General features: G+C 43.6%; 20 protein-coding genes and 3 tRNA genes (1 of these 23 only partly in view). 13 read left to right on the forward strand and 10 right to left on the reverse strand.

The window, feature by feature from the left end; genetic code table 11:
• Positions 1 to 335: 335 nt before the first annotated feature.
• A complete protein-coding gene (locus IQ457_RS10415) occupies positions 336 to 539 on the reverse strand; it encodes a CsbD family protein (protein ID WP_068405819.1) in 204 nt (67 codons plus the stop codon).
• Between the two features lie 491 nt (positions 540 to 1,030).
• Here IQ457_RS10415 and IQ457_RS10420 point away from each other — a divergent pair, with 491 nt between their 5' ends.
• The gene (locus tag IQ457_RS10420; RefSeq protein WP_200663110.1) at positions 1,031 to 1,720 is read left to right on the forward strand and encodes a TetR family transcriptional regulator; all 690 of its coding nucleotides are present in this window, start codon (positions 1,031 to 1,033) and stop codon (positions 1,718 to 1,720) included.
• A 116-nt stretch (positions 1,721 to 1,836) separates the two neighbouring features.
• A complete protein-coding gene (locus IQ457_RS10425) occupies positions 1,837 to 4,047 on the forward strand; it encodes a molybdopterin oxidoreductase family protein (RefSeq protein WP_200663111.1) in 2,211 nt (736 codons plus the stop codon).
• Positions 4,048 to 4,117: 70 nt separating this feature from the next.
• Here IQ457_RS10425 and IQ457_RS10430 read toward each other — a convergent pair whose 3' ends face one another.
• The gene (locus tag IQ457_RS10430; protein WP_200663112.1) at positions 4,118 to 5,443 is read right to left on the reverse strand and encodes a D-amino acid dehydrogenase; all 1,326 of its coding nucleotides are present in this window, start codon (positions 5,441 to 5,443) and stop codon (positions 4,118 to 4,120) included.
• A gap of 80 nt (positions 5,444 to 5,523) precedes the next feature.
• Positions 5,524 to 6,276 (reverse strand): CAF17-like 4Fe-4S cluster assembly/insertion protein YgfZ, encoded by a 753-nt coding sequence (ygfZ, locus tag IQ457_RS10435; protein ID WP_087814739.1) that lies wholly within the window; start codon positions 6,274 to 6,276, stop codon positions 5,524 to 5,526.
• Positions 6,277 to 6,622: 346 nt separating this feature from the next.
• Here ygfZ and IQ457_RS10440 point away from each other — a divergent pair, with 346 nt between their 5' ends.
• From IQ457_RS10440 to IQ457_RS10450, 3 genes are all read left to right on the forward strand, one after another.
• Positions 6,623 to 6,976, forward strand: coding sequence for a zinc ribbon domain-containing protein YjdM (locus IQ457_RS10440; protein WP_068405853.1), 354 nt, complete (start codon positions 6,623 to 6,625; stop codon positions 6,974 to 6,976).
• 76 nt (positions 6,977 to 7,052) lie between these two features.
• Positions 7,053 to 8,354, forward strand: coding sequence for a glutamate-1-semialdehyde 2,1-aminomutase (gene hemL / locus IQ457_RS10445; protein WP_200663113.1), 1,302 nt, complete (start codon positions 7,053 to 7,055; stop codon positions 8,352 to 8,354).
• 266 nt (positions 8,355 to 8,620) lie between these two features.
• Positions 8,621 to 10,351: an AMP-binding protein gene (locus IQ457_RS10450; RefSeq protein ID WP_200663114.1), complete on the forward strand. Its 1,731-nt coding sequence runs from the start codon at positions 8,621 to 8,623 to the stop codon at positions 10,349 to 10,351.
• Positions 10,352 to 10,450: 99 nt separating this feature from the next.
• Here the strand turns inward: IQ457_RS10450 and IQ457_RS10455 are convergent, their stop codons facing one another.
• The gene (locus tag IQ457_RS10455) at positions 10,451 to 10,876 is read right to left on the reverse strand and encodes a DUF962 domain-containing protein (protein ID WP_200663115.1); all 426 of its coding nucleotides are present in this window, start codon (positions 10,874 to 10,876) and stop codon (positions 10,451 to 10,453) included.
• 433 nt (positions 10,877 to 11,309) lie between these two features.
• Between IQ457_RS10455 and ppx the strand changes: the two genes are divergently transcribed.
• The 5 genes from ppx to IQ457_RS10480 all read left to right on the forward strand — a co-directional run bounded on the left by ppx (position 11,310) and on the right by IQ457_RS10480 (position 17,451).
• Positions 11,310 to 12,851: an exopolyphosphatase gene (gene ppx / locus IQ457_RS10460; protein WP_144296774.1), complete on the forward strand. Its 1,542-nt coding sequence runs from the start codon at positions 11,310 to 11,312 to the stop codon at positions 12,849 to 12,851.
• 278 nt (positions 12,852 to 13,129) lie between these two features.
• A complete protein-coding gene (locus IQ457_RS10465; RefSeq protein WP_200663116.1) occupies positions 13,130 to 13,933 on the forward strand; it encodes an acetyl-CoA carboxylase carboxyltransferase subunit alpha in 804 nt (267 codons plus the stop codon).
• A gap of 176 nt (positions 13,934 to 14,109) precedes the next feature.
• Complete coding sequence (gene tilS, locus IQ457_RS10470; protein WP_200663117.1) at positions 14,110 to 15,705, forward strand: tRNA lysidine(34) synthetase TilS; 1,596 nt, start codon at positions 14,110 to 14,112, stop codon at positions 15,703 to 15,705.
• 168 nt (positions 15,706 to 15,873) lie between these two features.
• Positions 15,874 to 16,707 (forward strand): pyrroline-5-carboxylate reductase, encoded by an 834-nt coding sequence (gene proC / locus IQ457_RS10475; RefSeq protein WP_200663118.1) that lies wholly within the window; start codon positions 15,874 to 15,876, stop codon positions 16,705 to 16,707.
• A 174-nt stretch (positions 16,708 to 16,881) separates the two neighbouring features.
• A complete protein-coding gene (locus tag IQ457_RS10480) occupies positions 16,882 to 17,451 on the forward strand; it encodes a YggT family protein (RefSeq protein ID WP_200663119.1) in 570 nt (189 codons plus the stop codon).
• Positions 17,452 to 17,554: 103 nt separating this feature from the next.
• Here IQ457_RS10480 and IQ457_RS10485 read toward each other — a convergent pair whose 3' ends face one another.
• Entirely contained in the window at positions 17,555 to 18,349 is a 795-nt protein-coding gene (locus tag IQ457_RS10485) for a hydroxymethylpyrimidine/phosphomethylpyrimidine kinase (RefSeq protein WP_200663120.1), read from the reverse strand.
• A 466-nt stretch (positions 18,350 to 18,815) separates the two neighbouring features.
• Between IQ457_RS10485 and IQ457_RS10490 the strand changes: the two genes are divergently transcribed.
• From IQ457_RS10490 to IQ457_RS10500, 3 genes are all read left to right on the forward strand, one after another.
• A tRNA-Ser gene (locus IQ457_RS10490) sits at positions 18,816 to 18,905 on the forward strand.
• Between the two features lie 185 nt (positions 18,906 to 19,090).
• Positions 19,091 to 19,167 (forward strand) — tRNA-Arg (locus IQ457_RS10495).
• 252 nt (positions 19,168 to 19,419) lie between these two features.
• Complete coding sequence (locus IQ457_RS10500; RefSeq protein WP_200663121.1) at positions 19,420 to 20,073, forward strand: RDD family protein; 654 nt, start codon at positions 19,420 to 19,422, stop codon at positions 20,071 to 20,073.
• 74 nt (positions 20,074 to 20,147) lie between these two features.
• Here IQ457_RS10500 and panD read toward each other — a convergent pair whose 3' ends face one another.
• From panD to IQ457_RS10525, 5 genes are all read right to left on the reverse strand, one after another.
• A complete protein-coding gene (gene panD, locus IQ457_RS10505; RefSeq protein ID WP_045443274.1) occupies positions 20,148 to 20,528 on the reverse strand; it encodes an aspartate 1-decarboxylase in 381 nt (126 codons plus the stop codon).
• 153 nt (positions 20,529 to 20,681) lie between these two features.
• A complete protein-coding gene (gene pth / locus IQ457_RS10510; protein ID WP_200663122.1) occupies positions 20,682 to 21,263 on the reverse strand; it encodes an aminoacyl-tRNA hydrolase in 582 nt (193 codons plus the stop codon).
• Positions 21,264 to 21,470: 207 nt separating this feature from the next.
• Entirely contained in the window at positions 21,471 to 22,154 is a 684-nt protein-coding gene (locus tag IQ457_RS10515; RefSeq protein WP_200663123.1) for a 50S ribosomal protein L25/general stress protein Ctc, read from the reverse strand.
• A 299-nt stretch (positions 22,155 to 22,453) separates the two neighbouring features.
• On the reverse strand, positions 22,454 to 23,401 hold the full coding sequence (locus IQ457_RS10520; RefSeq protein WP_068404706.1) for a ribose-phosphate pyrophosphokinase: 948 nt from the start codon (positions 23,399 to 23,401) through the stop codon (positions 22,454 to 22,456).
• A gap of 110 nt (positions 23,402 to 23,511) precedes the next feature.
• Positions 23,512 to 23,545: transfer RNA gene (locus IQ457_RS10525), tRNA-Gln, on the reverse strand; it runs 62 nt beyond the window's last position.

Raw genomic sequence — 23,545 nt, forward strand, 5'->3', positions numbered from 1 at the left:
AGCGATTAGAGTGGTGATGGGTAACAAGGATGGTTAACAATAAAACCGCATAACAATAAGTTGCTATGCGGTTTTATCGTGTCTGGATGTTAAGAATCCTCCATTCAGATTTTCTCAGAACGTGTATTCCTTAGAAAACTTCTATCATGCCAGTTATCCCAAATGATAACGACCTCATATTTTTATTATTAAAATCCATAAGTCAATATGATGAGTAGTTACTTATAGACAATAAAAAAGCATAGACGATAAAAAAGGCCACATTAAATCAATGTGACCTTTCTCAACAAATAGCTTATAAAAATCTATAAGTAAGAAAATTCTTATAAGAAAAATTAATATTTATTTTCAACGCGCCATGCATCTACTTCGCGCTCAGCGTCATCTTTACTGTGACCATAACGCTCTTGGACTTTACCCACGAGCTTATCACGGCTACCTTCGATATGTAGTAAATCATCATCAGTTAGGTCAGCCCACTTCTGCTTGACCGTACCCTTCATCTGTTTCCAATCACCTTTTAACGTATGTTCGTTCATTATTATAATCCTTATTTTAGTTATCAAATCTTTACGGTAAATAGCTTAAAAATTCTAACGCTATAAACCGTAAAGTGCTTTAGGAGCAAGTTATTATTTATGATTGTTCTTGTTTATCTCGTACTGTTTTAAGTACTTTACAGCTAGCCCGTGGCCAACTTGTGATACTAATATATAAATGTTAGACCGCCATGTCTGTATGAGCAATGTTTGTAGTGTTGCTTAATTATGGTCATTGCTCTTGCTATGTTATGGAGGGCATAGTTGTGTAATAGACAGGGTACTTTGTCAGAGCGATACGTAAAGAAAACCAGCAGCCAAATCTCTACTTATATAGTGCGTTGTCCTTTTTTATGTCTTTATCAATCCTAATTCTAAAGCTATTAATGGAAAATAACGCCTTTTACGCATCTGATTGTAGACTTGTTATTTAATTAACTATAAGCTTATAGCTGAAATCATAAGCCTTAGACAATTAGGACAGAATAACAGTGAGTCCACTTAATACCGTAAACGCGACAAGATTAGATACGAAGCGTGAGCTGGCAAAAGCCAAAACCCGTCGTGCCTTATTAAAAAGTGCGCTGCAGCTTTATAGCTTGGAAGGCGCTTGCGGCATGAGTATGAACAAAATCGCTAAAGGGGCGGGAATCGCCCAGCCAAGTTTTTATAATCACTTTGACAGCGTAGAGGCGCTACAAAGTGAGTTGAGTAGGCAATTAAAAGACAATTATTTATCACCGATGCGTAAGGCGTGGGCAGATATGCTTGGAGATTATCCAACGCTGTCTAGAGCGGCGTTCAATCAGCGCTGTCAGCATTGCTTGACGCTAATTTTTACAGCCGCCTTTCAAAATATTAGGTTGTTCCAACGGTTACTCGAAGACAGTCTACGCTTTGATTTGCGAGTAGAAGATAAAGGTTTGGGAAGTTTGTTTACCGACATACGTGAAGAATGGACAAAAATATTTATCCAAGGATTGCAGTCAGCCAAGTGTTCTTTTGAGACGTTTGAAGTTTATCTCTGCGTTGATAGTGCGAGCGCGCAAGTTCATGAGTTGATATTAGGCTGTCATCAAGGACGTTACTCACAGCAGCAAGCAATTGCGATGTTGTGCAAAAACTTTGATGGGCTTTTTGGCGGATTTTTTATCAATAATGAGCAAGTAATAAATAGCTAGTGAGCAAATTAATGAATGCTGAGCTCGCAAAATTTTTAAAACTAACGAATCTATTCATATCATAAAACGGAATTTAGTTAGCGAAAGCGATAGTAACGATCACAGGGAGCGTGGCCATGAGCAGTAAACAAATCAAGACGAATGAGCAAACACATTTTAGAACCTGCAATCTGTGCGAGGCGATGTGCGGTATTGAAATAAAGCACGATGGAGCAAAGGTATTATCGATTAAAGGCGATAAAAATGACCCATTTTCTAAAGGTTATATTTGCCCAAAAGCAACTGCCTTACAAGATTTACATGAAGACCAAGATCGCTTGCGTCATCCCATCGAGAGGACGGCTAACGGTTGGAAAACAGTCAGCTGGGATGAGGCGCTTGATAAAGTAGCTGCGGGTATTCAGTCAGTACAAAAGAAACATGGCCAAAATGCTTTTGGTGTTTATTTAGGCAATCCCAACGTCCATAATATGGGCGGCATGCTGACCATTAAGCATCTATTAAGCAGTATCAAGACCCGCAGTCGTTTTTCTGCAACCTCGGTCGATCAATTACCGCACCATATCGTCAGCATGCACCTGTTTGGGCATATGCTGCGTATCCCCGTGCCTGACGTCAATCGCACCCGATATATGCTCATCATTGGTGGCAATCCGCTGGCATCTAACGGCAGTATTATGACCGCGCCAAATATGCGCCAAAAGCTAAAAGACATCAAAGCCCGCGATGGCAAAGTAGTAGTGATTGATCCAAGACGTACCGAAACTGCTGACATTGCAAGCGAGCATCATTTTATCCGTCCAGCAACCGATGTTTTATTTTTGCTTGCTATGCTCAATGAAATCTATGACCAAGGTTACGCGGACAAAGCACGGACTAATAATAGAGCGGCGGCGCTTGCGCCAGAGATTGCGCGCTTGGCAGATTTCGCTAAAGACTATAGCGCAGAGTTAGTTGCTGATATTACCGGTATTGCGGCAGATGAGATTAAACGACTGGTTAAAGAGTTTTGCGAAGCCGAAAGCGCCGTCTGCTATGGGCGCATGGGCGTATCGGTGCAGGAATTTGGCTTATTAAGCCAGTATTTGATTATGGTGATTAATATCGTCACCGGACGTTTGGATGAAGTAGGCGGCCTCATGTTCCCCAATCCTGCGCTTGATGTGGTCAATAACTCCGGCCCAGGTTATTTAGGCAAACGTCATAGCCGAGTGAGTAACTTGCCTGATTTTAATGGTGATTATCCTGTCGTAGCGATGGGTGACGAGATGCTGGTAGAAGGCGAGGGTCAATTAAAAGGCTTTATGACCGTTGCAGGCAACCCTGTCCTCAGTACGCCAAATGGTGAAAAGTTAGATAAAGCCTTTGCCAATTTGGACTTTATGGTCGCGATTGATTACTTTGTCACAGAAACCAGCCGGCATGCCAATATTATCTTGCCACCCGTCTCGCCGCTAGAGCGTGACCATTATGACGTTACCTTTAATAATTTTGCCGTACATAATGTCGCTAAATACTCTCCAGCATTGTTTGCTAAGAAAAAAAGTGCCAAACATGATTGGCAAATCTACTTAGAGCTGGCAAAACGCCTCGATAAAAAAGCGCCGCTTACGACCAAAATTGAGCGCCGATTGGTTAAGACTTTAGGACCAAAATTTTTGCTTGATCAAGGCTTGAGACGTGGACCTTATGCTGGCATGAATCTAAATAAACTCAAGAAAAAACCGCATGGACTGGATTTAGGCACGCTCAAAAGAATGCTACCGCAAGCAATAAAGCATAAAGATAAGCAAATTCATCTTAATATCGATTTTTATCAAGCCGATTTAGCGCGCGTGCAAACGATGATGCAGGATTATGATGACAAACAGATTTTACTTATCGGTCGTCGTCATGTACGCAGTAACAATTCATGGCTGCATAATAGCTATCGCTTGGTAAAAGGCAAGCCACGCTGTACGCTGATGCTGCATCCTGAAACAGCGAAAGAATATGGTATTAAGGATGGACAGGAAGTAAAAGTGACCTCGCGTGTTGGTAGTGTGACGATCGTAGCAGAAGTCACCGATGAGCTAATGCCTGGCGTAGTCAGTATTCCTCATGGTTGGGGTCATGGTCGTAAAGGCGTGCAGCAAAAGATTGCGCAAGCGCATGCCGGTGTCAGTGTTAATGACTTGACCGACGATACCTTAATCGATCAGCTAAGTGGTAATGCAGCAGTCAATGGCGTACCTGTACAATTAGAAGCAATCGAGCCAGAAGAGGTTGATTTGGAAACTGTTGATACTGAGGTTAATGCTGATATTAAATCAGGAAGCGCTGCATAAAATAGCTCTAAAATAAAAGTCTTTAATTTAAAAAGGCACTTAAAAAAGTGCCTTCTTTACGTTTTTAATTTTAAGTTCCTAAACCTATAAAATCAAAGTCTACTTGCGGTGTCTCGCCTTGTATCAATAAACTGATCGCCTTTGCCGAACCACAAGCATGCGTCCAGCCAAGCGTGCCATGACCGGTATTTAGCCATAAATTATCAAAGCTGGCGTTTGTATTGACACTACCATGACGGACTTGACCATGATGCGCGCGTCCTATTAATGGTACATTTGATGGCGTCATTGGGCGCAGTCCTGTCCAATATTGCATAGAATTGGCAATGATACCTTTGGGAAATAACTGCTGTACGCGACGGGTAATGGCTGCACAGCGCGTGCTATTTAAATCCATATTATAGCCGTTAAATTCCGCCGTACCTGCGACGCGTAATTTGTCACCAAGGCGCGAGGTGACTAATTTAAACTCATCATCAATAAGGCTGACGAAAGGTGCTAAATGTGGCGCACGCGGATTGACTTGATAAGTGGCTGAATACCCTTTGGCAGGGAAAATCGGCAGATGGATATTGAGCGGTTTCATGAGCAATACGCTATAGCTGCCAAGTGCTAGCACATAACTGTCGGCGCTAAAAGTCTGTGCGTTTTCGCCCTTGGGACGAATGGTCATACTATGCACGTGCGGGCGAGCAGAATGGGCGTCGGTGTTTAACGCCAAAATGTCGGTATCGTATAAAAATTTCACGCCAGCATCGATGCAGCGCTGCGCCAAACGCTGGGTAAATAAATGCGCATTACCCGATTCGTCACGGCTGGTGTAAGTGGCGCCTTTGAGCTTATGAGCAATAGGGTAAAGCGCAGGCTCAAGGCTAATAGCATTATTAATATCAATCACATAGCGCTCACAGCCGAGCTCTTGCATACGCTCGGTTGGCGCGATGGCAGCATCAAACTCAACTTGGTTGGTATAAAAATGCATGATACCGCGCGTTTGCTGCTCGTAATCAATACCAATATCAGCACGCAGCTGCTGCAATGCTTCGCGTGAGTACAAGCCCAAACGCACCATCTGTACCAAATTGGCATCGGCTCGTTCTGCGCGGCATTCTTGTAAAAACTGCATTGCCCATTTCAACTGCGCTTTATCAGCTCGCAAGCGGTAGAGCAGCGGTGCATCTTCACGAAACAACCATTTAAGCGCTTTCATTGGTGTGCTCGGATTTGCCCAAGGGGTTGCGTGCGAGACGGATATCTGCCCACCATTGGCAAATGAGGTTTGCATACCGGCAGCAGATTCGCGCTCAATGACGGTCACATCGTAGCCTGCTTGCCGAAGATACCAAGCGCTGGTCACGCCCACCACACCTGCTCCGAGTACCGCAATATGGGTCATAAATTGCTCTGCTGCATTTTAGTAAAAGTACTTTTTATAATACGAGTTGGACTGCGAAATAGACTATCAAACCTTTCCAGTTATTTTTGACGGGCGACATCTGCTTGTAGTGCTGGTGGTAAATCTAATATCGTAAGCTCACTATCGGCTAAATGCTCTGGGCGGGCAACAACCAATGCCTTAAAGCCATTAGCATTTATATCATCATCAGCAATGGCATTGACCACCTGAATTTTCTCTAGTTTATCACCTGCGGCTGGCACCTCGCCTGTGCCGCTGACATAATGTAAAAACGCTTTTGGCGCGGCTTTAAAGTAAATACGGGCAATGACTTCTTGACCGAGGTAGCAGCCTTTATCGTAGTCCATACCGCCGCGCTGATGTAGGCGCAGCTCTTGCGGCTGAAACTCGCCTCGTGTGTCCGCGACTATCCAATAATTACCCGCTGCAAGACTCGCCTGCATCCACGCTTGAGTGTCATCGATAGTATTATGTTCGTCTTTATGACTAAAGGTTGGCACTCCATCGAGTACGCAAGGATAAATGGGCGTTGGTGTACTGGTATCAAACTTTGAAAAGGCGCCAAACTTTTTAAGATGCGCTTGCAAAGCCTCAGCGCAATCGGCACTGATGACTACATCAAAATGCTTTTCGTCTTGTTTTTTAATCCAAAGGCCAAAATCGATACGACCTTTTAAATTGCTAAGCGCCGTTGCTTGATAGCTAAGCCCAAGCTTAGTGACATCAGAGGTCAGCTGCCCTTGTAAGAACTTTGCGGCATCTTCACCTTGAATGGTTAGTTGAACAAATTGTGGCAATGTTGATTGAGTCATTATTATTGTCCTATTTATGAGTCGCTATAGCCTCAGATATTAGGGTTAATACTGAGTGATTAAAGTCGTTATAAAACTTACTGTTAAAATAATGCGAAAAAGTCGTTATTTAAGTTTTTACCATCTTTTTAGTACCTAAAGACAAATGGTTATCAAATCAAATTTGGTTACAGCAGAGTACCACAAAAAACCACGTGATAAAAAACGTCCGCGTTAAGGGATAAGCGAATGTATCAATTAGTCACAGTTCTGTGTTTACAAGCGGAGCGATTGGTGAAAGCTGGCGAGTTACGGTACAATGTTAGCGTTAGAATACACCCAATTTATCACGGCTGACGAGGAAATTATGAGCTTACCCAATTGCCCAAAATGCGATGCTGAATATACGTACGAAGATGGTGCGTTACTGGTATGTCCGATGTGTGCTCATGAGTGGACCGCGGCTGAAACCGATGCGGCGCAGGCTGAAGCGCAAGATGCGGTCATTCGTGATGCGGTCGGTAACGAGCTGCAAGATGGCGATACCGTCACCGTGATTAAAGACTTAAAGGTCAAAGGATCATCAACCATTATCAAAGTCGGCACCAAAGCAAAAGGGATTCGTCTGTTGCCAGATGCCTCTGATGGTCATGATATCGACTGTAAACTCGATGGTTTTGGACCGATGAAGCTCAAATCGTCAGTGGTTAAAAAAGCTTAAGTTTTTGTTAATTAAGTGATTGTTAATTAAGCTATTGTTAATAAAATAACATCAAAAGAATAAGTAGAGACTAATTATGAGCACTAAAAATGAACAACTCTTTGCACAAGCCCGCAAACATATTCCTGGCGGCGTAAACTCACCGGTTCGCGCCTTTGCTGGCGTTGGTGGTACGCCTATTTTTATGCACCGTGCTAACGGCAGCAAAATTTATGACACCGAAGACAATGCTTATATCGATTATGTCGGCTCTTGGGGGCCGATGATTTTGGGTCATGCGCATCCAAAAGTCATTGATGCGGTTAAAAAAGCAGCTGATGATGGTTTGAGCTTTGGTACGCCAACGCCATTTGAAACCACCGTGGCTGATAAGATTTGCGACATTGTCCCAAGTGTCGAGATGATTCGCATGACAAGCTCAGGTACAGAAGCGACCATGAGCGCGATTCGTTTGGCGCGCGGCTTTACTGAGCGTGATAAAATCGTCAAATTTGAAGGCTGCTACCATGGTCATTCCGACAGCTTGTTGGTAAAAGCGGGCTCAGGGATGCTAGATATTGGCGAGCCGACCTCAAAAGGCGTGCCAGCGGACTTTGCCAAGCATACGATTACTATTCCTTATAATGACCCACAAGCGATTAAAGAATGCTTTGCAAAATGGGGTAGTGAGATTGCTTGCGTGATTGTCGAACCAATCGCCGGCAACATGAATATGGTCATTCCGACCCAAGAATTCCATGATACTTTGCGTGCAGAATGTACCGCCAATGGTGCGGTATTGATTTTTGATGAAGTGATGACCGGTTTTCGCGTTGGACTTGGCGGCGCGCAAGCGCATTTTGGCATTGACCCTGATTTGACCTGCTTTGGTAAAATTATCGGTGCTGGCTTACCCGTTGGTGCTTTCGGTGGTAAAAAAGAAGTGATGTCTTGTATCGCGCCACTTGGCGGCGTTTATCAAGCGGGTACGTTATCAGGTAACCCGCTGGCCATGCGCGCCGGTATCGCGATGTTTGAAGACTTAACCGTTGATGGTTTTTATGATCAATTATCTGCGAAAGTAGACCAGCTTATTGATGGTATCCAAGCGGCGGCGGACAAGCATGGTATCAATCTGCGCACCAATAAACTGGGCGGCATGTTTGGGATGTTCTTTGTTAAAGACAAGGCGACAAACGTACCGCAAAACTTCGATGACGTCACCGAGTGCGATATGGATGTGTTTAATACCTTTTTTCATGGCATGTTAGAGCGCGGTATCTACCTTGCGCCATCGGCCTATGAAGCAGGCTTTATGTCAATCAAGCATAGTGATACAGACATCGAAGCGTCTATTAACGCCGCTGATGAGATTTTTGCAGAAATGGCAAACGCTTAAATCATTTGGTTAAAATTACTTGTCTAAAATTTAAAGTTTAATGTTCTTTAGAATTTATATCTGCAACATAAAAACCAGCAGGATTATCGTGCTGGTTTTTTTGTGCCTGCGTATTAATAAAACGAATTTTTAATAAATGGTGGAAGTTTTTTAGGCTTGAAAATAATCTATAACCTAACAGTATCCTTGTTTTAGAACCTATAATACAACGACTAAGTTGTGCTATTCTGAGAGCACCAATTACGTTTTAGCAAGGATGCAATTTGATGGATAATAGCTTTGAAAATAATGCACTAAGTAGCCGTGTTCCGCCATTATGGCAGCGGGCTTACGAGCAATATGGCTTGGAAAATAATTTGGATGTGTTAAACGGTAAGGACAACCTGCTTGATTTATTACAACCAAAAATTGATCAGCACAGTAGCGCTATTGCTTTTAGCATGGGCGCTGCCACCTTAAATTTTGCTCAGTTAGATGTTGCAAGTCGCCGCTTTGCTGCTTTTTTACAAGCACAAAACATTCAAAAGGGCGACCGTGTTGCGGTGCAATTGCCAAATATATTGCAATATGCGGTGGTGCTGCTTGGTTGTCTGCGCGCAGGGGTAGTATTGGTAAATGTCAATCCGATGTATACCCAGTATGAGTTGGCCCATCAGCTGACAGACTCTCAAGCGTGTGGATTGGTGATTCTCGATGGTATGTCGGCAGCTTTCGATAAATTGGATGATGAGGTTAAAGCGCAACTGTCTTTAGTCGTACATTGTTCTATCAATCCGAGTGCTGAGCTTATCGATAATGATATTGCTATCCTTAACAGTATTCATTGTTCAACCGAAAATGACGGTGAAAATGAGCTTACAGTTGCAAAATCTCATCAAGAACGTTATGTGAGCTTTGCTCATATTATGCAAGCGTACCATGCAGATCAGTTTCAGCCACCGACCATCACGCGCGAAGACTTGGCGTTACTCCAGTATACGGGCGGCACAACGGGTAAGCCAAAAGGCGCGATGCTTACTCATTATAATTTGATGGCTAATATTTGCCAGTGTTATGCAATGTTTGGCAGCGTTGTCGAAGCAGGTCGCAGCGAGCAAATCAAGATACTTAACCCTTTACCGCTCTATCATATTTTCTCCTTCACGGTTTGTGGTTTACTGGGTATTTATGGCGGCTGGGAAGATATATTGATCACCAATCCGCGCGATATCGATGGCTTAGTAAATAGCATTGAACAGCATCAGCCGCATGTGATTCCTTCGGTCAATACGTTATTTAACGGCATGCTCCATCATCCAAAGTTTACCGAGCTTGATTTTAGTCGCTTGGCATTATCTATCGGTGGCGGCACCGCGATTATCAAAGCGGTATCTGACCGATGGCAGCGCGCTACAGGCATGATTATTAATGAAGGTTATGGCATGTCAGAAACGTCGCCGGTTATCTCTTTTAATCCACCAGGGATAGATAGCTTTAATGGTAGCGTCGGATTACCTTTAGCCATGATGGATATCAAAATCATTGATGAGCAAGGAGCCGCCTGCGCTGTTGGCGTGCCCGGCGAAGTGGGGATTAAAGGGCCACAAGTGATGCAGGGTTATTGGGGTTTGGATAATACAGAGACCTTTACCGATGATGGGTACTTTAAGTCCGGTGACATCGGCATGTTAGATGAAAATGGCTTTTTGACATTGATTGATCGTAAAAAGGATATGATTTTGGTTTCGGGTTTCAATGTATATCCAAATGAAGTGGAAGCGGCGCTGACGGAACATCCTAAAGTGCTCGAGGTGGCTGTCGTTGGCATTGAAGATGCGCACAGTGGCGAAGTGCCAAAAGCGTTTGTGGTTAAAAGAGATTCCAGCTTAACGGCTGAGGAATTGGCGGCGTTTGCCAAAGAGCGTTTGACCGGTTATAAGCGTCCGCAAGCTTACGATTTTATCGATGAGTTACCAAAAACCGCTGTAGGTAAAATACTTCGTAAGTCTTTACGCTAAATAGCTGCTAAATAATAGATTTTTGATAACAACATAAAAAACTGGGCTAGCGTCTTAAACTGGCCCAGTTTTTGTTTTTTCTGTTTATTATCAATAAATTTAACGCGCTTTATCGAACTTACGGTCTTTTAAGCTCAAATTACCGCGGAGCACGTCGGTGAACATACGAATATCACCAGCAAAACTTTGTAATGGGTATTTAAAAGTAGCAGGTTTGTTTTTCTCAAAGAAAAAATGCCCGACCCACGCGCAAGCATATCCCGCAGCGATGCCTTTAAGCAGCGGTTTGGCTGAGCGATTTTTGACAGACTTTGCTAAGCCTAATAAGCCAAAGCTACTACCCGCGAAATGCAAACGGCGGCAAGCCATATTTTGATGCTCATTTAGATAAAAGTCATAAAATTTATGTTTGGCGAGGTCTGCTACCTTGATAAGCTCGCCATTACTTTGTTTATTAATATGAGTATCGGCACTTTCAGTTTGGGCAGCTTTGTTTTGTAAGATTTGGGTAGTGGCTTGATTCATGACTTTGCTTCCTTGCAAATTATTTATTTTAAATAAAGACGAGTTATGAATGCTCAATCGCAAAATTGAGGGCTGCTTTAGGTAATGAGCTTATATAACCAATGTTTATAATATAAGTAAGTGCCTGTTATCTATTACAATATACCGGCTAATTATGAGATTCTAACGCATTTTCAATGTAGCAAACCGATGGTATTAAGACAAGCGTTAGAGACTGACTTTAAGGTTCTGATTTAATCATTGTTTAGCCAGTATTTAATTGAGTTTTCTTAGATATTTGGATGTTTTTGCAAGCTGTGTTTAGCGATGGTAGCCGCTGACTTGCCAGCGTTTGGCATAAATGCTTTAATGGCAAAACTTGCTCATATTTTTTATTTTAAAAGCTTGAAAGCTTTTAAATACCACTTTATCTAATACGGTAACAATCTCGCTTATGCCCAAAGACTACCTAAAAAATCCACCACTTGCTGAAGATGAAATGATGGCCGCTATTGATATCGGCTCCAACAGTTTTCATCTGGCGATTGCGCGTCTCGACCACGGTGAAGTGCGAAAAGTGGTGTCTATGTCTGAAAAGGTGCAGCTCGCTGCCGGACTCGATGAGAATAATATCTTGGGCGCGGCGGCTGAAAAGCGCGGTCTTGAATGCTTAAGCCGCTTTGTGGCGCGTTTGGATTCGGTGCCGCCCGAGCGTATTCGCGTGGTAGCGACCAACGCCCTACGCCAAGCAAAAAACGCCAATGACTTTATTACTCGGGCCAATAAAATTTTGCCCAAACCGATTGAGATTATCGCTGGACGTGAAGAGGCACGTTTGATTTATTTGGGCGTCTCGCATACCAATGCCAGTAGCGATAAGCGTCTGGTTATTGATATCGGCGGCGGTTCGACAGAGTTTATCATCGGTCAAGAGTTCGATCCGTTATTGACCGAAAGCTTACAAATGGGCTGCGTCGCCTTTACCCAAAAGTATTTTGCGGACGGCTTAATTACTAAAGAAGCCTTTAATAATGCCATCTCAGCGGCGCGCAAAGAAGTGCTGGCGATTAATGGCCGTTACCAAAAAACCGGCTGGAGTAGTGTGGTTGGCTCAAGTGGCACCATTAAAGCGGTACGCAACGTCCTTGTGTCAAAAGGCTGGGCAGATGAACAAGAACGCATCACCTATAAAGGTGTTAAAAAGTTAGAAAAATTATTGCTTAAAATTGGCAACGTCGATGACATTGAATTAGAAGGCGTCAAAGAACACCGTAAAGCGGTTTTCCCAGCGGGCGTTGCGGTATTGCGAGCGGTGATGAAAGTGCTCGGCATTGAGACCATGGTGTATTCAGATGGCGCGCTGCGTGAAGGCGTTATGTACGATATGCTTGGACGTTTTGCTAGCGAAGATGTGCGTGACCGCAGTGTGCTTGCACTGATTAAACGCTACTCTGGCGATAAAAAGCAAGCCAAACAAGTGGTCAAAACCAGCCGCAGTTTATTTGAGCAAGTCAAAGAAAAGCTCGGACTTAGTACAGAAGATGGCGATTTACTAAGACGAGCAGCGTCATTACATGAAATCGGTTTAGCAATTGCGCATAGCGGCTATCATAAACACAGTGCTTATTTGGTTGAATACTCTGATATTCCAGGTTTTTCGCAGGTCGATCAAAAACGCATGGCGCAGCTGATGCTCAATCATCGCCGTAAGCTCAAAGCGGATATGTTAGAGCAGGCTTGTATAATCGGTGGCGATTCGCTGGTTTATCTGTGTTTGCTGCTACGTTTAGCGGTGCTCGCGCATCATAGCCGTAGCGAGCATGAATTACCAAAACTGGGTTTAAAAGTGATTGACAATAACCGTTGGCAAATTACCGTTGGTGAAAGTAGTGAGCACTATACTTTCTTATTGTCAGACTTGCATACGGAGATTGAGCAGTTTGCTAAATGGGGCGTAAAGCTGAGTGTTGTTGATGGAAGTATGGTTGAGGCATAAGCGCTGATTGCTCATACTGTTTCTTAATGCCGACTCTTAGTACTGATTCTTAATACTGATTCTTAATGCGAAGCCGTTACTATTATAATAATGGTGCTACGGATTAACGTAACAAAGGCGGCGTTGTCAGTAATGCCATGCGATTTAAGATGTGCTACTATAGCTTCTATTTAGTTTACAACTGTACTTTCATTATTTGAGAGTCGATAACAGTATTACCTAACACAGCCATTATTAACCATCACCATATTATATAGAATTACGAAAGGGAAGCGTTTATGAGTACCGTCTGGGATAGCGTTCAGCTTGCACGGCATGCCAAACGTCCATTGTTTATGGACTATGTCAATCAGCTGTTTACCGAATTTGATGAGTTGCATGGCGACCGTGCTTATGCTGATGACAAGGCTATTCTTGGCGGTCTTGCGCGTCTAGATGGTCAGCCTGTGATGGTGGTTGGTCAGCATCGTGGTCGTAGCACGCGTGAGCGTATCGCTCATAATTTTGGCATGGCAAACCCTGAAGGCTATCGCAAAGTCATTCGTTTGGTCAAAATGGCTGAGCGTTTTAACATTCCGGTGATGACCTTTGTCGATACCCAAGGTGCCTACCCCGGCATTGGTGCTGAAGAGCGCGGGCAAGCGCAAGCCATCGCCGAAAGTATCGCTGTGTTCTCTAGCCTTAAAGTACCTGTTATCGTCACTATTATTGGTGAAGGCGGCTCAGGTGGCGCATTGGCAATTGGCGTTGGCGACAAAGTAAATATGCTGCAAAACAGTATTTACTCAGTCATTTCACCTGAAGGCTGTGCGTCTATTCTGTGGAAAACTGCGGAAAAAGCCCAAGATGCCAGTGAAGCATTAAAACTGAATGCCATTAATCTCTATCAAATGGGCCTAATTGACGCAGTTATCGATGAAGGCGAGGGTGCTCATCTTCAGCCGCAGCCAGTCATGACGGCGCTAAAAGCATTAATTGTTGAGCAATTAGATGAGCTTAAAGATATGGATGCGGATGAGCGCTGCGAGCTGCGTTATGAGAAATTGAAGTCCTTTAACTCAGAAGTGATGTTGCCTTGCTAAGCATTTATATGAAAGTATATTGCTAAGTTACTTAGACTTAGCTTTTAACGACATCGCTTTGCGCTTAATGTTAAAATAAAAACGTGTCATTTTATGGCGCGTTTTTTTTGTGCCGACTTGTTTATGTTTTAATTGATTGATACGTAAATAAAACCACCTAATAAATAAGAAAGATTATGACCAGTAGCGCCATCCTTCCACACGCCATTGAGCCAGTTGCAGAACTGCCTATCGATGCTGTTCTAGCAGAGGCATTGTTAAAAAGTCTAGCTGAATATGGCGAGCAACTACATGGTCGGCGAGTTTGGCTGGCGTGTAGCGGGGGGCGAGATTCGTTGGCATTAGCAGCGCTATGTGTGCAGCTTTATCGCCAAGGTAAACTGCCATTTTTGCCGCAATTACTGCATGTCAATCATGGTCTGCAAGCGGCTAGTGGCGCTTGGGCACAGCACGTTGCTAATTGGGCGAAGGCGCAAAATATACCTTGTCGGATTTTACAGGCGCAGCTCAATGGTCGAGATGAGCAAGCCGCACGGCAAGCGCGTTATGATGCGATGCGCGCGCAGCTTAATCAAGATGACGTTTTATTATTAGCTCATCATGCCGATGACCAAGCGGAAACGGTTTTAATGCGCCTGATTCAAGGCGCTGGGGTAAATGGTCTATCGGCTATGCAGCCGTGGCGCATTCAAAGGCAGGGCGCACATCGCATAGCATTATGGCGACCGTGGCTGACTATCAAACGCGCCACTATCAGCGCCTATGCTCAGCGTTTAAAGCTGCCATATATCGACGACCCAACCAATGATGCTGGCGATAATGTGCGTAGTGGCTTACGCCGAGACATTATGCCGATACTGGCGAGCTATAACTCCAACGTTATTGATAATATTGCTCGTAGCGCGCAGTTATTAAGTGATGCACAATTAATAATCAATGCCCAAGCAAGCGAGGATTTGCAACACACAGAGGTTGCCTCATTACAGCTGCCACCTGCCCAGCGCGTACTAGATATAGATAAATTGCAAAAACTACCGATTTATCGTCAGCGCCAATTATTGCACCATTGGCTTGGTCAAGATGAGCCATTACCGACAGCCAAACAGCTCGTTGATGATGTGTTAAGCCTAAGCCAACGTGATGATAATGACCATCAAACGGCGCTGTTTTGGCAAGGTCGCAAAGCGTCTTATACTATTCGCCGTTATCGCCAGCAGCTTTATCGTCTAAGTAGCGACTGGCTCAAGTGGTTAGAGTTGCCGCTTGCCAAGCAGACTCAAACCTTATCTAATTTTACTGAGTCTAATCTTATTAAGGCTGATGTTCAGGCAACTGGCAGACAACCTGTTGCAATTAATTTACGTAATGAGGATAAATTTGCTTGGCAATTAAAAGTTTTGCCAAATGAAGTAACGCAGCTATTAAAAAGCTATGAATATAAGGTGAAGGTAACCTTTGCACCATTAGACAGGCAACAGCGTATACAAACCGCACTGGCATCGCGCCCGCAATCTGGTAAAAAACTCTATCAAACCTTGGCTATTCCATCATGGCTGCGTGAGAGTTTGGTAGTAGTGAGCGTTACTTTTATGAATAAAGAAAGTAGTAAAAATGAGCCTTTAGAGAACGATTGCCCGATAGAACTGCCTATTTTATTATTATCACCTTTTGAAAGCTGGGCGTTGAATGCTGAGCAGGCGAATATTAGTGTAGATGTAAAACAGCTTGTCGCATTTATCAACAGCCATTTAACTCTGCATAAAACCTGTTAAATAATAAATATGGTGCGTTCTATAGTGATAATTACTTAAACAGCAACGCCATTACTGAGTCTTTCAATTTATCAAACGACGCCAGTAGCAGTATGGTAAACTGAGTGTCATTTTACCTATCATTATGTTAGTTTGAGTGCCTTTGCATTTTTTGAATAGGAGACACGTATGTCAGTATTAGATAATAAGAAAATCAGCTTTATCGGTGGCGGTAATATGGCGCAGGCTTTGATTAGTGGACTTATCAGCTGCGGCGTCAAACCGAGTCTGATTACCGTTGCTGATCCGAGCAGTGAAGCGCGCGAGCAATTGGCTGCTAAAGGATTGAATACGGTCGATCCAACGGCCGATGCAAAATCGGCGGTTATCGGTGCTGACATCGTGGTATTGGCAGTCAAGCCGCAAGTCATGAAAGTGGTGGTCAGTGGTTTTGCTGACGTTTTAGACACGCAGCTGGTGATTTCAGTGGCAGCAGGATTATCGACTGCGCTATTATCAAATATGCTCGGCGGCTATGGCAATATCGTTCGTGCGATGCCAAATACGCCAGCGATGATTCAAATGGGCGCAACCGGTCTTTACGGTACGGATGATATTTGTGCTGAGCAAAAACAATTGGCAACCGCAGTGATGGAAGCGTCAGGTCTGGTCATGTGGGTCGATAATGAAGAGCACATGCATGCGGTCACTGCCGTATCAGGCTCAGCGCCCGCTTATATTTTTTACTTTATCGAAGCAATGGTCGATGGCGGAGTCGCGTTAGGATTGGATAAAGAGCAAGCTTCAGCGCTAGCGATGCAAACCATGCTTGGCGCGGCAAAAATGGCGCTGGGTAGTGAAGATGCACCAAGCGAGCTACGCCGTAAAGTCACTTCACCAAATGGTACCACCCAAGCAGCTATCGAGTCCATGCAGGCCAATGACATCAGCCGTCAAATCGTTGAAGCCATGCAAGCTTGCGCCGATCGTAGCCAAGCGCTGAGTGAAGAGATGAGTAAATAGCCAGTCGCTACTTGTCATTAACCCTTTATAAATAGGGTGTATCATGATTTATGAGATACCCTATTTAAAATTATAAAAATTTAAAGTCATAAAAAACTTAAAGTCATAAAAATGCCTGATAATGACATTCGTCATCCTAAATCCCGTTAATAATGTCACATTGAGTAGCACTTCATGAACAACCTGTTATTGCAAATTTTTGATTTGGTCACTACCTTCGCCATGATGTTGGTGTTTATCCGTTTTATGCTGCAGTTTGCTGGAATGGATGCCAGCAATCCTATGGTTGCCCCTGCTTATAAAGCCACCCATATCGTCGATGTGTTCGGGCGTATTTTCCCAACCGTCGCCCAAGGTCGTATTAGTATTGCTGCCATTGTATTGATGTTCTTAATTCGTCTGATTGATATCTCTGGTAAGGCGGCATTGACCCATAAAGGTATCGCGCCTGTGCCGCTATTTTTTACTGGTACTATCAGCTTGATATTAGACTTTTTACGCATGTGCCGCTATCTGGTCATCGGTTCTATCATTGTCAGCTGGATTGTGGTGTTTACCCAGTCTCAGCATCCGATTATTGGTATTATTATTATGTTGGCTGAGCCAATTTTAGCGCCGTTTCGTCGTATTACGCCAAATTTGGGCATGATTGATTTATCGCCAATGATTGCTTTCTTTGCCTTTTATCTGCTGGAAATCTTTATCGGTGGCTTAGCATCAAGCTTTATGCCGATGTTGGGTTAGGCTGGCTTAATAAAATTTAAAAAACTAGCGATTCTATAAAAGATACAAAAGGCGCTCTATATTTTATAGAGCGCCTTTCTTTATTTACCATCTATAGGTTGTTCTAAAATTCTACAAAGCGATTGGGTATCAATTGAGCGTTGGCATTATTAGGGTGCGGCGCATCAGCGGCACGCAGCGTTTGGGTAATCCAACTATCTGCCGCTTTTACCGCATCGATAAGCGCGTCACCCATCGCCAAACGTCCAGCGATAAAGCTCGCTAATGAGCAACCAGAACCGTGAAATTCACCCTTTAGGCGCGGTAAAACGCTTTTATGCACCATCTCGCCTTTAATATAGAGATACTGCTTGATATCACCGCTGGTAAAGTCGTGTGAAGTTTTGACCAATACCGCATGACAGCCTTGGGCGCATAGTTTTTGCGCACCGATATGTAAATCTTGCTCGCCGCTTAAAGCCCGTAGCTCATGCGTATTTGGGGTGATTAACGTCGCATAGGGTAGTAGTTTTCTAAACGCCGTTACCAAGGTTTGCTCATCGCCCAAGCTGCCGCCGCTATTGGCAACCAATACCGGGTCGAGGACAAATGGCGTCTCAGCAGCGATAACCTGCTCGGCAAATAAACGCGTCAGCATGGCGATATTGTCAGTGGTACCAAGCATACCTGACTTAATCACGCGCACAGGCAAATCATCGAGCACGGTGGTCGCCTGCGCTGCTACCAAATCAGCAGCACAAGCCTCAAAACCAAATACCTGCTGTGAGTTTTGAATGGTGATTGCCGTACAAGTGATAGCGGCATGGGCACCTGCTTGACCGACTGCCTCGATATCCGCTTGTAATCCAGCACCACCTGACGGATCCAATCCTGAAAAACACAGTACTACCGGTCGCATAACCCTTCCTTTTATTTATTCTAAAATCAATCATAAATACTATAGCCATCCATTGACCAAAAAGCCATAGCTAGCAGATTTTAGTAAATACAATCAGTGAAAAGTAATATCAATATATCTGCTGATACCAATTTTTCTTGCTTGCTGTGCCTGCGCAGACAGAGGCCACGAAAAATTGATATCAGCAATCCCGTAGCGATTTTGGGATATTTTGACTATAAGTAATAAAACCTAAAAATTCTGAAACTCACCGCTAAATGAGATATTCCTTATGACTAGAGAATGATAAAACCATTTAAATTAACAATTATGACAAAAGCGGCATTAAATCTGTAGACAAGGCTTGCAATTCGTTTCGGCTTTGTTATAATACTCGCCCACGGCATAAGACGTATCATTAGCATCGATACTGTGTTTAGAGAAATAGTTTTTATAAAAATATTTTGATAAGCGTCTTAAATCGTCCGGTGAAGTGGGTGAGTGGCTGAAACCAGTTCCCTGCTAAGGAACCATACGTGTAAGCGTATCGAGGGTTCGAATCCCTCCTTCACCGCCATTTATTCAGTTGTTATAAAGAGTAATGACGCAAAAATAGCGTTAATGATATTTTAGATTAACATTCAAAAATAATTTGAATTTAATTCAAAAAATGAGTTGACACAAGCGAGATTATCTATATAATAACCAACCTAATTTACTGCAATTGTTTTTGAATAATTCAGTAGATAATGTGCAAAGTACGCGCTTGTAGCTCAGTTGGATAGAGCACTTGGCTACGAACTAAGGGGTCGGGAGTTCGAATCTCTCCAAGCGCACCATTTGCATACTAGCTTATTTGTTCATGTAACCATTAAGCTAAGCTAAACTAAATTAATCGCCTGTCTTATGATAATTTGGCGATTTTTTTATGTCTGTCATTTTTATAGCAGTATAATCTTACCTTGTTATTTTTTCCTAAATTCAAATCTCCTGTCTTTATAGCAAAAGTCTTGTCTTATCATAAGGTACGCTAAGCGCCTGAATTACGGTACAATGAGCGCTCTATTTTTCGCTTGTTATGGGCTGGTATCATGTCAAAATCGTCACCAAAAGCTGCTACTAAAGCAAAATCGCCACGCAACAACTCAGCGCATCAAGACTCCGTTGCCGAAGAGGCAGTGATTGCCAAGCCAGGCACGCGTATGGCGGCCATCCTTTATGATGGTATGTTGATTTTGGCACTACTGTTTTTGGTTGGTACGGTGCTGACAGTAATTGGTACGCTATTGACGATGGAGACGGGCACGCAGTCACAGCAAGCCAGATCGCTACCGACATGGTATCAAAACTTTATTATGACCCCTTCGTTTATCCTGACGCTGGTGGGCTTCTACGGGCTATTTTGGCGCCGCGGTGGGCAAACACTAGGCATGCAAACGTGGCGCTTAAAAACGGTCAATAATGATGGTCACCTGCTTACGTGGGGACAGTCGTTTAAACGTATTTTGGCGGCGAGCCTGATGCCGCTGATATTTGGACTCATCGGTAGTGTCATTGGTGGTTCACGTGCTATCTTATTGACCAGTGCTTTTTTGGGCTTTGTTTTCAACTATGCCTTTTGTCTGTTTAATCGTCGCGGTTTGGCAATACAAGACATGCTCTCGAATACCATCACTTTAAAAATGCCGAAAACAGAAAAGGAAGGGCTATGGCGGGTGATTAGAAACCGTAAGCAGGATAAATAAATAGCATAAAAAAAGCTGAATCTTAATTAGATTCAGCTTTTTTTATTGATCACTTAAACAGCAGTCATGGATAATTAAGCCACTTGTACCGGAATGATATTGGCAGTGTCTTTCACGGTATTGTCTTCGTTGCAATACACCAGTTTTGGCTGATAGGTAGCGGCTTCTACTTCATCAAAATGGGCATAAGCACAAATGATGACGATATCGCCCAGGTCTGCCATATGCGCGGCGGCACCGTTTAACGAGATAATGCCAGAGCCCGCTTCAGCGCGAATCGCATAGGTGCGAAAACGCTTGCCATTGGTGACATTGTAGATATCGATAGATTCGTTTTCACGCAGACCAGCGAGGTCTAGTAGGTCACCATCGATACCGCATGAGCCTTCGTAGTGCAGTTCAGCATGGGTAACACGGGCGCGATGTAATTTGCACTTGAGCATATTAAGTAGCATAGGTTGCTTCCTTAGGGTAACTGATATAAATGAACCAAATCAAAAGCTTAATGGGGACAGGGTAAGTAGAATAAAAGTTATTTGCCTAAAAGTCACGGCTAAATTTACGCTTTGGCGATTTAAATGACTTAAATGTTTACCATCAACGGCAGATTATTCTGGTAATTTAAAACCATTAATCTGCGAGCGCGCTTTTTCAATATCACCATCTAATAATAACGGTAAGGCGTCAAAAGCAGCACTTAACGCGCTATCGATAGCCATTTGCTCATCAGGCGCCGCTTTCGATAACACGTGACCGCTGACTTTAGACTTGTGACCCGGATGACCGATACCGATACGCAGGCGATGAAAGTCGTTGCTAATGTGCGGGGTGATATCACGCAGACCATTATGACCACCGTGTCCACCGTCGGTTTTAAGCTTGATAATGCCAGCGGGAATATCGAGCTCATCATGGGCAATCAGCAGCTCATTATTGTTAATACCATAAAAATTGACCATCGGCACCACCGATTGACCAGATTTATTCATAAAGGTCAGAGGCATAAGCAGGCGCACATCGTGACCATGAATTTGCCCACGTCCCGTCACCCCGTGGAATTTTTTGTCAGGGGCGAGGGCAATATTAAACTGCTGCGCCAAATGATGGACGAACCAAAACCCGGCATTATGACGCGTAAACATATACTGCTGACCAGGATTACCAAGACCGACAATAAGCTTTATGGCCATAAAAACACCCTGCTTAAATTTAATAAATAAGAGATAAGGTTTGAAAAGTAAGATGAACTGATCGTGCTTATCCTACTTTTTAAACCTTCTTTTCAAACCTCAGTTACAAAAACAGCAGGAGATATTCATCACCTGCTATTTTTTGACTAAACCAATCTTTTATAACCGAGCAACCATAAGGCTGCTATATAAGCGTTATAAAGATTATTATTCAGCGTCTTTGTCTTCAGGCTCAGCACCTTGCTCAGTAGCAGGTACGTCAGCTGCATCAACTTCGTCAGCGTCTTCGTCAACTTCTTCAACTGTTGGTGGCTGCATGTTCACAACGGTACGGTCGTGCGCATCTTCCATGTCAAGATCAAAGATAATTACGCCTTCAGGCAATTTGATGTCTGATAAACGGAATAGATCACCAATTTCCATGCCTGATACGTCGATTTCTAAGTACTCAGGTAATTGTGATGGTAGGCAAACGATTTCAACATCAGATACTAGCGTAGATAAGATACCGCCCGCTTTCGTACCTGGCGCTTCTTCACGACCAGCAAAATGTAGCGGTACGTGCATGTTGATTTTTTGACCTTTCACAATGCGCTGAAAATCTGCATGCATTGGGAAACCTTTAGCAGGATGGCGCTGCAAGTCTTTGATAACGACTTGTTGCTCATCACCTTTATCGGTAGTGATGGTCAAAATTTGTGAGAAAAACGCTTCATATTCAAGCGATTTTACGAGCTCGTTGATTTTGATTGAGATAGGAGTTGGTTCTTCACCGCCACCGTAAATGATAGCAGGAACTAGGTTCTGCTTACGTAGGCGGCGGCTCGCACCTTTACCTTGTTGTTCAGCAGAGCGGTCAACTGCGTTGATTGCAAAATGATCAATAGCCATGGATATAATCCTATAGAGAGTGTGTGAAGTATCTACCAGCAATAACAGACTTGCGACCAGTCTATCACCGGATAATCAATACTTTAGAAAGTATCAATCATGTCGCTAAGTATAAAATACCCAAAAATAATAGGGGTTAACGAATGATGAATACAGGCGCGCATTATACGTGATTCTTTAACAATAATAAAGACCTAGCTAAAATAGCGCACGCCAGTCTTACATAAAAAAACGCCAAGTCATTAAACTTAGCGTTTTTAGTAATATATTTTTTAGCGAAAGAAAATCTTAAGCATTAACTAGGCATCAAACATAGCGCTGATAGATTCTTCGTTATTGATACGGCGTAAGCTTTCAGCCAGCATCGGTGCGATACTTACTTGACGGATTTTGCTACAGGCTTTAGCCGCGTCAGACAATGGAATGGTATCAGTTACCACAATCTCATCCAATTCCGATTCGCTGATGTTCTTTAGCGCATTACCCGATAGGACAGGGTGAGTAATATAAGCAAGTACGCGGCGCGCGCCATTTTGCTTTAAGGCTTCAGCGGCTTTGCATAACGTACCTGCGGTATCAACCATGTCATCAACGATGACGCAATCACGGTCACGGACATCACCGATGATGTGCATCACTTGTGATTCATTGGCACGGGCACGGCGTTTATCAATAATCGCCATGTCGGTATCGCCCAATTGCTTCGCCATCGCGCGCGCACGTACCACACCGCCGACGTCAGGTGAAACCACCATGATATTGTCATAATCTTGTTTTTTAAGATCGTTCAATAAGACAGGCGTACCATAGATGTTATCAACTGGGATATCAAAGAAGCCCTGAATCTGATCTGAGTGCAAATCAACGGTCATAACGCGGTCAATACTAACGATGTTTAGCATGTCAGCGACGACTTTGGCCGAGATAGGTACACGTGCTGAACGCGGACGGCGGTCTTGACGGGCATAACCAAAGTACGGCATGACAGCGGTGATACGGCCCGCACTAGAACGACGCAAGGCATCAGCCATCATCATGATTTCCATCAAATTGTCGTTGGTCGGTGCACAAGTAGGCTGCATGATAAACACGTCTTTACCACGTACGTGCTCTTTGATTTCCACGGCAATTTCGCCATCAGAAAAACGCGTGATGTCAGCTTTACCAAGAGGTATATGGAGATGATCGGCTACGGTTTTTGCTAATTCAGGGTGGGCATTACCCGTAAAAATCGCCAAATAAGGCATGACAGAAGTCCTATTGATTAACTCAAGCAGCGACCGCTAAGCAGTATCAAACTGCTCAAATTTAGAAAAGAGTATGGAAAACTATTGATGACTACTATTACAGTAAAAAATGGCAGGGGTAGCTGGACTCGAACCAACGGATGT

The sequence above is a fragment of the Psychrobacter sp. M9-54-1 genome, from assembly GCF_016613355.1.
GTDB lineage: Bacteria > Pseudomonadota > Gammaproteobacteria > Pseudomonadales > Moraxellaceae > Psychrobacter > Psychrobacter faecalis.

What these genes read in the sequence shown, in the direction of transcription:
- IQ457_RS10455 (WP_200663115.1), bottom strand. Translation starts at nt 10,876, where the DNA reads ATGAATCAAGCCACTACCCAAATCTTACAAAACAAAGCTGCCCAAACT.
- tilS (WP_200663117.1), top strand. Translation starts at nt 14,110, where the DNA reads ATGACCAGTAGCGCCATCCTTCCACACGCCATTGAGCCAGTTGCAGAA.
- hemL (WP_200663113.1), top strand. Translation starts at nt 7,053, where the DNA reads ATGAGCACTAAAAATGAACAACTCTTTGCACAAGCCCGCAAACATATT.
- panD (WP_045443274.1), bottom strand. Translation starts at nt 20,528, where the DNA reads ATGCTACTTAATATGCTCAAGTGCAAATTACATCGCGCCCGTGTTACC.
- ygfZ (WP_087814739.1), bottom strand. Translation starts at nt 6,276, where the DNA reads ATGACTCAATCAACATTGCCACAATTTGTTCAACTAACCATTCAAGGT.
- IQ457_RS10440 (WP_068405853.1), top strand. Translation starts at nt 6,623, where the DNA reads ATGAGCTTACCCAATTGCCCAAAATGCGATGCTGAATATACGTACGAA.
- IQ457_RS10425 (WP_200663111.1), top strand. Translation starts at nt 1,837, where the DNA reads ATGAGCAGTAAACAAATCAAGACGAATGAGCAAACACATTTTAGAACC.
- ppx (WP_144296774.1), top strand. Translation starts at nt 11,310, where the DNA reads ATGCCCAAAGACTACCTAAAAAATCCACCACTTGCTGAAGATGAAATG.
- IQ457_RS10450 (WP_200663114.1), top strand. Translation starts at nt 8,621, where the DNA reads ATGGATAATAGCTTTGAAAATAATGCACTAAGTAGCCGTGTTCCGCCA.
- IQ457_RS10515 (WP_200663123.1), bottom strand. Translation starts at nt 22,154, where the DNA reads ATGGCTATTGATCATTTTGCAATCAACGCAGTTGACCGCTCTGCTGAA.
- IQ457_RS10485 (WP_200663120.1), bottom strand. Translation starts at nt 18,349, where the DNA reads ATGCGACCGGTAGTACTGTGTTTTTCAGGATTGGATCCGTCAGGTGGT.
- pth (WP_200663122.1), bottom strand. Translation starts at nt 21,263, where the DNA reads ATGGCCATAAAGCTTATTGTCGGTCTTGGTAATCCTGGTCAGCAGTAT.
- IQ457_RS10480 (WP_200663119.1), top strand. Translation starts at nt 16,882, where the DNA reads ATGAACAACCTGTTATTGCAAATTTTTGATTTGGTCACTACCTTCGCC.
- IQ457_RS10465 (WP_200663116.1), top strand. Translation starts at nt 13,130, where the DNA reads ATGAGTACCGTCTGGGATAGCGTTCAGCTTGCACGGCATGCCAAACGT.
- proC (WP_200663118.1), top strand. Translation starts at nt 15,874, where the DNA reads ATGTCAGTATTAGATAATAAGAAAATCAGCTTTATCGGTGGCGGTAAT.
- IQ457_RS10500 (WP_200663121.1), top strand. Translation starts at nt 19,420, where the DNA reads ATGTCAAAATCGTCACCAAAAGCTGCTACTAAAGCAAAATCGCCACGC.
- IQ457_RS10430 (WP_200663112.1), bottom strand. Translation starts at nt 5,443, where the DNA reads ATGACCCATATTGCGGTACTCGGAGCAGGTGTGGTGGGCGTGACCAGC.
- IQ457_RS10415 (WP_068405819.1), bottom strand. Translation starts at nt 539, where the DNA reads ATGAACGAACATACGTTAAAAGGTGATTGGAAACAGATGAAGGGTACG.
- IQ457_RS10520 (WP_068404706.1), bottom strand. Translation starts at nt 23,401, where the DNA reads ATGCCTTATTTGGCGATTTTTACGGGTAATGCCCACCCTGAATTAGCA.